General features: G+C 55.4%; 8 protein-coding genes, 1 tRNA gene and 1 pseudogene. 6 read left to right on the top strand and 4 right to left on the bottom strand.

What is annotated here, in order from left to right; translation table 11 throughout:
* The first annotated feature begins 4 nt into the window (after positions 1-4).
* The 6 genes and pseudogenes from sufB to ACCC84_RS03890 form a co-directional block, all read left to right on the top strand.
* On the top strand, positions 5-1504 hold the full coding sequence (gene sufB / locus ACCC84_RS03865) for a Fe-S cluster assembly protein SufB (protein ID WP_004963559.1): 1500 nt from the start codon (positions 5-7) through the stop codon (positions 1502-1504).
* A gap of 35 nt (positions 1505-1539) precedes the next feature.
* Positions 1540-2286 carry a Fe-S cluster assembly ATPase SufC gene (gene sufC, locus ACCC84_RS03870; RefSeq protein WP_004963556.1) on the top strand — a complete coding sequence of 249 codons (747 nt, stop codon included), beginning with the start codon at positions 1540-1542 and terminating at the stop codon, positions 2284-2286.
* Positions 2261-3547 carry a Fe-S cluster assembly protein SufD gene (gene sufD / locus ACCC84_RS03875; RefSeq protein WP_198773157.1) on the top strand — a complete coding sequence of 429 codons (1287 nt, stop codon included), beginning with the start codon at positions 2261-2263 and terminating at the stop codon, positions 3545-3547. Before sufC ends, sufD begins: the two co-directional genes overlap by 26 nt.
* Complete coding sequence (gene sufS, locus ACCC84_RS03880) at positions 3544-4764, top strand: cysteine desulfurase SufS (RefSeq protein ID WP_371901565.1); 1221 nt, start codon at positions 3544-3546, stop codon at positions 4762-4764. Before sufD ends, sufS begins: the two co-directional genes overlap by 4 nt.
* Positions 4765-4796: 32 nt before the next feature.
* A complete protein-coding gene (gene sufE, locus ACCC84_RS03885; RefSeq protein WP_198773156.1) occupies positions 4797-5213 on the top strand; it encodes a cysteine desulfuration protein SufE in 417 nt (138 codons plus the stop codon).
* Between the two features lie 280 nt (positions 5214-5493).
* Positions 5494-6414: pseudogene (locus ACCC84_RS03890) on the top strand (L,D-transpeptidase family protein); the annotation flags it as partial.
* Positions 6415-6685: 271 nt separating this feature from the next.
* On the opposite strand, the gene ACCC84_RS03895 reads toward ACCC84_RS03890, so the two are convergent.
* The 4 genes from ACCC84_RS03895 to ACCC84_RS03910 all read right to left on the bottom strand — a co-directional run bounded on the left by ACCC84_RS03895 (position 6686) and on the right by ACCC84_RS03910 (position 9575).
* Positions 6686-6922: a major outer membrane lipoprotein gene (locus ACCC84_RS03895; RefSeq protein ID WP_004943717.1), complete on the bottom strand. Its 237-nt coding sequence runs from the start codon at positions 6920-6922 to the stop codon at positions 6686-6688.
* Positions 6923-7228: 306 nt separating this feature from the next.
* A complete protein-coding gene (gene pykF, locus ACCC84_RS03900; RefSeq protein WP_273867928.1) occupies positions 7229-8641 on the bottom strand; it encodes a pyruvate kinase PykF in 1413 nt (470 codons plus the stop codon).
* A gap of 394 nt (positions 8642-9035) precedes the next feature.
* Positions 9036-9350 carry a cupin domain-containing protein gene (locus ACCC84_RS03905; protein WP_004963536.1) on the bottom strand — a complete coding sequence of 105 codons (315 nt, stop codon included), beginning with the start codon at positions 9348-9350 and terminating at the stop codon, positions 9036-9038.
* Positions 9351-9498: 148 nt separating this feature from the next.
* A tRNA-Val gene (locus ACCC84_RS03910) sits at positions 9499-9575 on the bottom strand.
* Positions 9576-9581 lie beyond the last annotated feature (6 nt).

Below are 9581 nucleotides of genomic sequence, written 5' to 3' on the forward strand. Positions count from 1 at the left end.
CAACATGACACGAAGCAATGTAGAAGTACCAAATGATGTACAGGCTTGGGTCAGTGAAGGTCGTTACAAGGAAGGCTTCTTTACCCAGGTGGCTACCGACGAGTTGGCCACCGGCATTAACGAAGAGGTGGTTCGCGCCATCTCGGCCAAGCGCAACGAACCTGAGTGGATGCTGGAGTTTCGGCTGGAAGCCTATCGCGCGTGGTTGCAAATGGAAGAGCCGCACTGGCTGAAAGCCAATTACGACCGGCTGAACTATCAGGATTACAGTTATTATTCGGCGCCGTCCTGCGGCAGCTGTGATGACGCCTGCGGTTCACAGCCGGGAGCGGAACAGCAGCCAGGCGCCCAACTGGCGGAAAACAGCTATCTGACCAGCGAAGTGGAGCTGGCGTTCAACCAGTTGGGCGTGCCGGTGCGTGAGGGCAGTGAAGTGGCGGTGGACGCCATCTTTGACTCGGTCTCCGTGGCGACCACCTATCGCGAAAAACTGGCCGAAAGCGGGGTGATTTTCTGTTCGTTCGGTGAGGCGATTCAGGAATACCCGGATCTGGTGCGTAAATATCTTGGGCGCGTCGTGCCCTCCAACGATAACTTTTTTGCCGCACTCAACGCGGCGGTGGCCTCTGATGGCACATTTGTCTACGTGCCGAAAGGGGTGCGTTGCCCGATGGAGCTGTCTACCTACTTCCGCATCAACGCCGCCAAAACCGGCCAGTTCGAACGAACCATTCTGATCGCCGACGAAGGTAGCTACGTCAGCTATATCGAAGGCTGCTCCGCCCCGGTACGCGACAGCTATCAGCTGCATGCGGCGGTGGTGGAAGTGATACTGCATAAAGATGCCGAAGTGAAGTATTCGACGGTGCAGAACTGGTTCTCCGGCGGCGACAGCAAGGGCGGTATTCTCAACTTCGTCACCAAGCGTGCCTTGTGTGAAGGGGCCAATTCGAAAATGTCCTGGACCCAGTCGGAAACCGGCTCGGCCATCACCTGGAAATATCCGAGCGTGATCTTGCAGGGGGACAATTCGATCGGTGAATTCTTCTCGGTCGCGCTGACCAGCGGTCACCAGCAGGCAGACACCGGCACCAAAATGATCCACATTGGCAAAAACACCAAATCAACCATTATTGCCAAGGGCATTTCCGCCGGTCACAGCGAAAATACCTATCGCGGTCTGGTCAAAATCCTGCCGGGGGCAGAAAACGCGCGCAACTTTACCCAGTGCGATTCGATGCTGATCGGTCCCGACAGCGGGGCGCATACCTTCCCGTACGTTGAGGCACGCAATAACAGCGCACAACTGGAACATGAAGCCACCACCTCGAAGATCGGTGACGACCAACTGTTCTATTGCCTGCAGCGTGGCATCAGCGAAGACGATGCTATTTCAATGATCGTCAACGGTTTTTGTAAGGATGTATTCTCCGAGCTGCCGCTGGAATTCGCGGTCGAGGCACAAAAACTTCTGGCAATCAGCCTGGAACACAGCGTCGGTTAATATTTGGGCGGAAAAACGCCACCAGAGGACACAGCATGTTAAGTATCAAAGAGTTGAAAGTCAGCGCGGAAGGCAGTGAGATCCTCAAGGGCCTGAGCCTGGATATCAAGCCGGGTGAGGTTCACGCCATCATGGGGCCAAACGGCTCTGGCAAAAGTACGCTCTCTGCTACGCTGGCGGGACGCGAGGAATACGAGGTCACCGCCGGCGAAGTCATGTTCAAAGGCAAGGATTTACTGGCACTGGATCCGGAAGATCGCGCCGGTGAAGGCGTGTTTCTGGCCTTCCAGTACCCGGTGGAGATCCCCGGCGTCAGCAATCATTTCTTTCTGCAAACCTCGGTGAACGCGGTGCGCAAATACCGGGGCCTGGAGCCGCTGGACCGTTTCGATTTTGCCGATTTTATCGAAGAGAAGATTGCACTGCTGAATATGCCGGCCGACCTGCTGACGCGCTCGGTCAACGTCGGGTTTTCCGGCGGCGAGAAAAAACGCAATGACATTTTGCAAATGGCGGCGTTGGAGCCGGATCTGTGCATTCTGGATGAAACCGACTCCGGGCTGGACATCGACGCGTTGAAAATCGTCGCCAACGGCGTCAATTCGCTGCGTGACGGCAAACGGGCGTTTATCATCGTGACGCACTATCAGCGTATTCTGGATTACATCAAACCGGACTACGTTCACGTACTTTCTCAGGGGCGCATCGTTAAATCTGGTGATTTCTCTCTGGTGAAACAGTTGGAGGAGCAGGGCTATGGCTGGCTTTCCGACCAACAATAATTCTCGTGCACTGCAAACGCTCTACAGCCTGTTTGAAGCGCACGGCGGCGAACAATCGGCCTATGCCCTGGCACACTGGCAGCAGGCGTTACGACTGGGCTGGCCGACGCGCAAGCATGAAAACTGGAAGTACACGCCGCTGGAAGGGCTGCTCGAACGGCAGTTCGTCGCTCCGATCGTCAGCGACATCACCGCTGCGCAGCGTGATGCGCTGGCGCTGGACATTGATGCCTATCGCCTGGTGTTTGTCGACGGCCGTTACAGCGCGCAGCTGAGTGACGCCGATCTGGGCGACTATCAGTTTGAGGTGGCGAGTTATGCGAGCCCGCAGACGCTGCCGGAGCCGATTCAGCCGGAAATTTTCCTGCATCTGACCGAAAGCCTGGCGCAGGAAACCAGCCTGATTCGCCTGCCGGCCGGTAAAGTCGGCGTACGCCCGCTGTATCTGCTGCACATCAGCAGCGGTCGCGGCGAAGCAGGGGAAATCAATACCGTTCACCATCGCCACCATCTGGACATCGCACGCGGCGCACAGGCCAGCGTTATCGAACATTACGTCAGCCTGAACGAACGAGCCCATTTTACTGGCGCACGCCTGACGGCCAACGTCGGCGACAACGCAGAACTGCAGCACAGTAAACTGGCGTTTGAAAGCCAGCCGAGCTACCACTTCTCGCATAACGATCTGGTGATCGGCCGCGACGCGCGGGTGAAGAGTGACAGCTTCCTGCTTGGCGCCGGGCTGACGCGTCACAACACCAGCGCCCAGCTTAACGGCGAAGGCAGCAACCTGGCGATCAACAGCCTGATCTTGCCGATAGGCAAGGAGGTGTGTGATACGCGCACCTATCTGGAGCACAACAAGGGCTTTTGCGAGAGTCGTCAGTTGCATAAGACGGTGGTCAGCGATCGTGCCAAGGCGGTGTTCAACGGCATGATCAAAGTGGCGAAGCACGCGATCAAAACCGACGGACAGATGACCAACCATAACCTGTTGCTGGGTAACGTGGCGGAAGTGGATACCAAACCACAACTGGAAATCTACGCCGATGACGTCAAATGCAGCCACGGCGCAACGGTCGGTCGTATCGATCAGGAACAGATCTTCTATCTGCAGTCGCGCGGCATCAGTCGGCACGACGCCCAGCAAATGATTATCTTCGCCTTTGCCGCCGAATTGACTGAAGGCATTAAAGACGACGCCATTCGTGAACAGGTGCTGGCGCAGATCACCCGGCGTTTGCCGCGGGAGGCAGCATGAGCTATCCAATAGAACGTGTGCGCAGTGATTTCCCGCTCTTGGCGCGTGAGGTCAACGGCAAGCCGCTGGCTTACCTCGACAGCGCGGCCAGCGCGCAGAAACCGAATGTGGTGATCGAACGTGAAGCCGACTTCTATCGCCATGGCTATGCCGCAGTACACCGCGGCATTCATACGCTCAGCGCTGAAGCGACGCAGCAGATGGAAGCGGTGCGCGCCCAGGTCGCACAGTTTATCAATGCCGCCTTGGCGGAAGAAGTCGTGTTCGTCAAAGGCACCACCGAAGGTATCAACCTGGTGGCCAACAGCTATGGTCGCCATCTGTTGCAGCCGGGCGACAGCATCGTCATTAGCGAGATGGAGCACCATGCCAACATCGTGCCGTGGCAGATGCTGGCGCAGGAGCGGGGGCTGACGCTGCGCATCTGGCCATTGCAGCAGGACGGCACGCTGGATATCCACCAGTTGCCTGCGCTGTTGGACGGTACCACTCGGCTGCTGGCGCTGACGCATGTTTCCAACGTACTGGGCACCGTCAACCCGCTAAGCGATATCATCGCGCAAGCACATGCCGCCGGCGTCAAGGTGCTGGTGGACGGCGCTCAGGCGGTGATGCATCAGCAGCTTGACGTGCAGGCGCTGGACTGCGACTTCTATGTCTTCTCGGGACACAAGCTGTACGGCCCTACCGGCATCGGCGTGTTGTATGCCAAACAGGCGCTGTTGCAACAGATGCCGCCGTGGGAAGGCGGCGGTTCGATGATCCAGCAGGTTAGCCTGACCAGCGGCACCACCTACGCCGAGCCACCGTGGCGTTTTGAAGCTGGTTCACCCAACACCGCTGGCATGATGGGGCTGGGCGCGGCGCTGGATTATGTATCGCAACTGGGGCTGGACCGAATCCATGAATATGAGCAGTCGCTGATGCACTACGCGCTGGAAGCGCTGCAACAGGTGCCACAGCTGCAGATCTACGGCCCGAGTGAGCGCGCCGGGGTAATTGCCTTCAACCTCGGCCGGCACCATGCCTATGATGTGGGCAGCTTCCTCGATCGCTACGGTATCGCCATTCGTACTGGTCACCATTGCGCCATGCCGCTGATGGCATTTTATCAGGTACCGAGCATGTGCCGTGCTTCACTGGCGTTGTACAATACCCGGGAAGACGTGGATCGACTGGTGGCCGGTCTGCAGCGAATTCAGCAGCTGCTGGGCTGATAGCCCGCGGCGGAACTTTTATAGGAAGCCTCATGGCAAATTTGCCGGACAAAGACAAACTGGTGCGCAATTTTTCGCGTTGCCTGGATTGGGAAGACAAGTATCTGTATGTGATCGAACTGGGGGGACGCCTGCCGCCGCTTGACGACGCCGAGCGTCAACCGCAGAACCTGATTTCAGGCTGTCAGAGCCAGGTGTGGATCGTGATGCGGCAGAATCCACAAGGGCAGGTTGAATTCCATGGTGACAGCGATGCCGCCATCGTCAAGGGACTGATGACCGTGGTCTTCATCCTGTATCGTGATTTGACGCCACAGCAAATCGTCGATCTCGACGTGCGGCCTTTCTTTGCTGAACTGGCGCTCAGCCAGCATTTGACCCCTTCGCGTTCGCAAGGTCTGGAAGCGATGATCCGCGCAATCCGCTTGAAAGCGTCTCAGTTGCTGTAACCCCGCTTAATCGACTCATTGATACCTGCCATTTGTCAATGAGTCTTTACAATCAGCGTTGCTGGCCAAATGTCGTGACGAATAAATCGATATATCAATGTGTTAGCGGCTGTTGTCGCGGCGAGGCACCTGTCGGTTGATAACGTTATAACGTCTTGATTTTATGCCCTTTATTGCCTTTGCACCTAGAGTTGCTAGTATTAAACGGGTAATTGTCTGATTTACCTGCCGACAACCGCTAGATAGCCTTGTGGCCGAACCGTACACAAAAGGGAAGAGCATGAAACGTGCGTTGACTTTAATGGGCGTGTTATTCGCCACCGTCCTGGCCGGCACGCAAGCCGCCAGCGCGACCGAATATCCGCTGCCACCGGCTGATAGCCGTCTGATTGGCGAAAACACCATTTACACCGTGCCGAACGATGGGCGTTCGCTGGAGGCAATCGCCGCTGATTATCAAATCGGCCTGTTGGGCATGCTGGAAGCCAATCCGGGCACCGATCCTTACCTGCCGAAACCCGGCTCGGTACTGACTATTCCAACCCAGATGCTGTTGCCGGACACGCCGCGCGAAGGGATTGTGGTGAACCTGGCTGAACTGCGTCTGTACTATTATCCGAAAGGCGAAAATAAAGTGATCGTCTACCCGATCGGTATTGGCCAGACCGGCATGCATACGCCGCTCAAGGTCACCTCTGTCAGCCAGAAAATACCGAACCCGACCTGGACGCCAACCGCCAACATCCGCAAGCGCTATGCCGCGCAGGGCGTGACATTGCCGGGTGTGGTGCCGGCCGGCCCGGAAAACCCGATGGGCCTGTTTGCCATGCGTTTGTCCATGGGGCACGGCGAGTACCTGATTCACGGCACCAACGCCAACTTCGGTATTGGCATGCGCGTCAGTTCCGGCTGTATTCGCCTGCGTCCGAACGATATCGAAGCGCTGTTCAACATGGTGCCTAAGGGGACGCGAGTGCAGATTATCAACGAACCGGTGAAAGTGTCGGTTGAACCGGACGGCAAGCGTTATGTTGAAGTGCATCAACCGCTGTCGAAAGTCGAGAGTGACGATCCGCAGACCATGCCGATTCACCTGTCCAAAGGCCAGCAGAAGTTCGTTAACGATGCGGCCACCGACAAGGCCGAGTTCGACAGCGCCCTCACACGGCGTTCAGGCATGCCGGTGCTGGTCAGCGTAGGGCAGAACCCTTCTGACGTTGCTCTGCCTTCTCTGCGGCTGTTTGGCGGCGACAAGAGCAAGACCACGACCACCGAGGGCGCGCCGATTTCACAGGCGAACTAACCTGACCGGGTGATACCCCAAGCCTGGCCAATGCGCCGGGCTTTTTAATGGCTGCGATTTGGCGCCATTCTGTGGCGTAGTCGCGCTGGCGTAGAGGGGAAAAGGGAGGATTATCTGAGACAAAAAAAACGGCGCACAATGTGCGCCGTTTTTAATTACCGAAGCTAACTTACTTTTTGTAAGCGTGAGCTTGGTTGTCCAGACGCTGGTTAGCACGTGCTGCGTCGTCTTTAGCTGCTTGAACGTCAGAACGGATTGCGTTCACGTCGTTGCTCAGCTGATCAACTTTAGCGTTCAGAGTCTGAACGTCAGAGGACAGTTGATCGATTTTAGCATTGCTAGAGCAGCCTGCCAGCAGAGTGGAACCCAGGATTACTGCGCCCAGTACCAGTTTAGTACGATTCATTATAACACCCTCTAGATTGAGTTAATCTCCATGTAGCGTTACAAGTATTACACAAACTTTTTTCGAAAGAGAATAATTTTTTTGTGTTAGAGCTCTTTATTTTGATCGTTCGCTCAAACTTGCATCTTGTTTTACAGAATAGTTAAAAAAACGAGGCAAAACAGCCGGATTCCATCGGACTGCTCCGATTTGCCATAGGCGAAATAATGGTCTAATGGTGGTTGCGTTTTTGCGAAAATAGTTTACTGGCAATAAAAAAACGCCGCATGGCGACGTTTTTTTGATTAAATTTTTGTCACTTTTTAATTATAGCACGTGCACCGAGGCGGTATTGGTGGTGCCGCTTGGCACTAATGCGCCGGATACCATCACGACCACATCGCCTTTCTGCGCTAAACCGCTTGCCAATGCGGCTTCTTTACCGATGCGGTAGAAGTCGTCGGTAGAGGCAATTTCTTTGACAAGCTGTGGGATAACCCCTTTGCTGAGCACCAGCTGGTGTGCCGTGACTTCATTGGTGGTCAACGCCAGGATATTCGCGTCCGGGAAGTATTTACGCACCGACTTGGCGGATTTGCCGCCGCTGGTGGCAACCACGATCAGCGGTGCATCCAGTTTTTCAGCCGTTTCAACTGCGCCGCGGCATACGGCTTCGGTGATGCGCAGTTTGCGGTTGTCGTTCAGGCCGTCGATACGGCTTGGCATCACGCGGTCAGTGCGCTCGCAGATGGTGGCCATGATGTTCACCGCTTCCAGCGGGTATTTACCCTTGGCGCTTTCACCGGACAGCATCACGGCGTCGGTACCATCCAGAATGGCGTTGGCCACGTCACCGGCTTCCGCACGGGTAGGGCGTGGGTTTTTGATCATCGAATCGAGCATCTGGGTGGCGGTGATGACCACTTTGCGCGCGCGATTGCATTTTTCGATCATCATCTTTTGCGCAAAGATCACTTCTTCCACCGGAATTTCAACGCCCAGATCGCCGCGCGCTACCATGATACCGTCCGACGCTTCAAGGATTTCGTCGAAGTTGTTCAGACCTTCCTGGTTTTCGATTTTGGAGATGATTTGAATCTGCTCGCCACCGTGGGCTTTCAGATGCTCACGAATCTCCAGCACGTCTGAACGCTTGCGAATAAAGGAGGCAGCAACGAAATCGACGCGCTGTTCGCAACCGAAGATCAGGTCGCGCTTGTCTTTTTCAGCCAGTGCTGGCAGCTGGATGGAAACGCCTGGCAGGTTAACGCCCTTGTTTTCACCCAGATCGCCGTTGTTCAGCACCTTGCAAACCACTTCGTTTTCGCTGACGTTGGTGACTTCCATGCCGATCAGGCCGTCATCGACCAGAACGGTATTGCCGATTTTAAGATCGGCGGCAAAGCCGGCGTAAGTCACGGCGACGCGTTCATTGTTGCCAATCACGCTTTGGTCGGTGGTAAAGGTGAACGTCTGGCCGGCAACCAGCGCGGCGTCTTTGCCGCCTTCCAGCTTCATGGTACGGATTTCCGGGCCTTTGGTATCAAGCAGAATGCCGGCGGTTTTACCGGTTTTAGCCATCACCGCACGCATGTTCTGGATGCGATTGCCGTGCTCTTGGTAATCGCCGTGGGAGAAGTTGAGGCGCATTACGTTCATGCCTGCGTTCAGCAGGTCGGTCAGCATTTCTTCCGATTCGGTTTTGGGACCGATGGTACAAACGATTTTGGTCTTTTTCATGACGGTTTTTTCTACAAGTTGTGATGGATAAGAAAGCGAATAAAACCGGCGTTTAAGTCGCCGGTAAGGGATCTGGCGCGTACCTGACGTTGGAAAACATAGTTAAGAATAGGTGACCACAGTAGAAATGGGGCGGAAAAATTCAGCCCGCACCGGCGAACGGTAATGATGCGAAAAGTGATGGGAATTGACGTTGTTGTTATTGCGTTTTCGCAGATCAAGGGCTGAAACCATTCAACTGAAAGACGTTGCGCATTATAAAGCCATCGCCGTCGGAAACAAAATAAAAAACCGATGCGTGGCGCAGGTTTAGTCAAAACAGCAGCAAATGTGGCGCAAATGCAAATCTAGAGCGGCAGTTTGTTGCGCAAATCCATGCGCTGTGAATAAAACGCTATTTTGACTGTGGAGCGAGGGCGATTTCCAGCAGGGTTCCGGCGGTCAGGCAAAAACAGCCACTGGCCACCTCGGCAGGGATGGTGATGGATTCGCCGGCGATCGCCACAAAAATGTCGCTACCGACGGTAAATTCAAACTCGCCGGACAGCACTTGAGTTTGCAGCCCATGGGGGTGTTTTTGCAATTGGCCGAACGCGCCTGCGTCATAGCGTACTTCGGCGGCGGCCGCGCCATCGCTCATTTTGCCTTCTCGGCGGGCAAGGCCATTATCCAGCGAGTGAAACGGCGTTGCCGCGATAAACTTCAACATATGGCGATCCTTATAACCCGTTGGCGCTTATCATAGCCGATCGAACGGCTCGCTTCCAAAGCAAATGGGCGGCGATGGTAAAGCGTAGGGCGTGTGGTTTCAGCAAAACTAGATGGTGTAGCGCAAGGTGTGGAATGCAGCGTTATTATGGTGCGTCCGAGTGGACTCGAACCACCGACCCCCACCATGTCAAGGTGGTGCTCTAACCAACTGAGCTACGGACGCACTGAG

Source organism: Serratia odorifera (assembly GCF_041448735.1).
Lineage (GTDB): Bacteria > Pseudomonadota > Gammaproteobacteria > Enterobacterales > Enterobacteriaceae > Serratia_F > Serratia_F odorifera.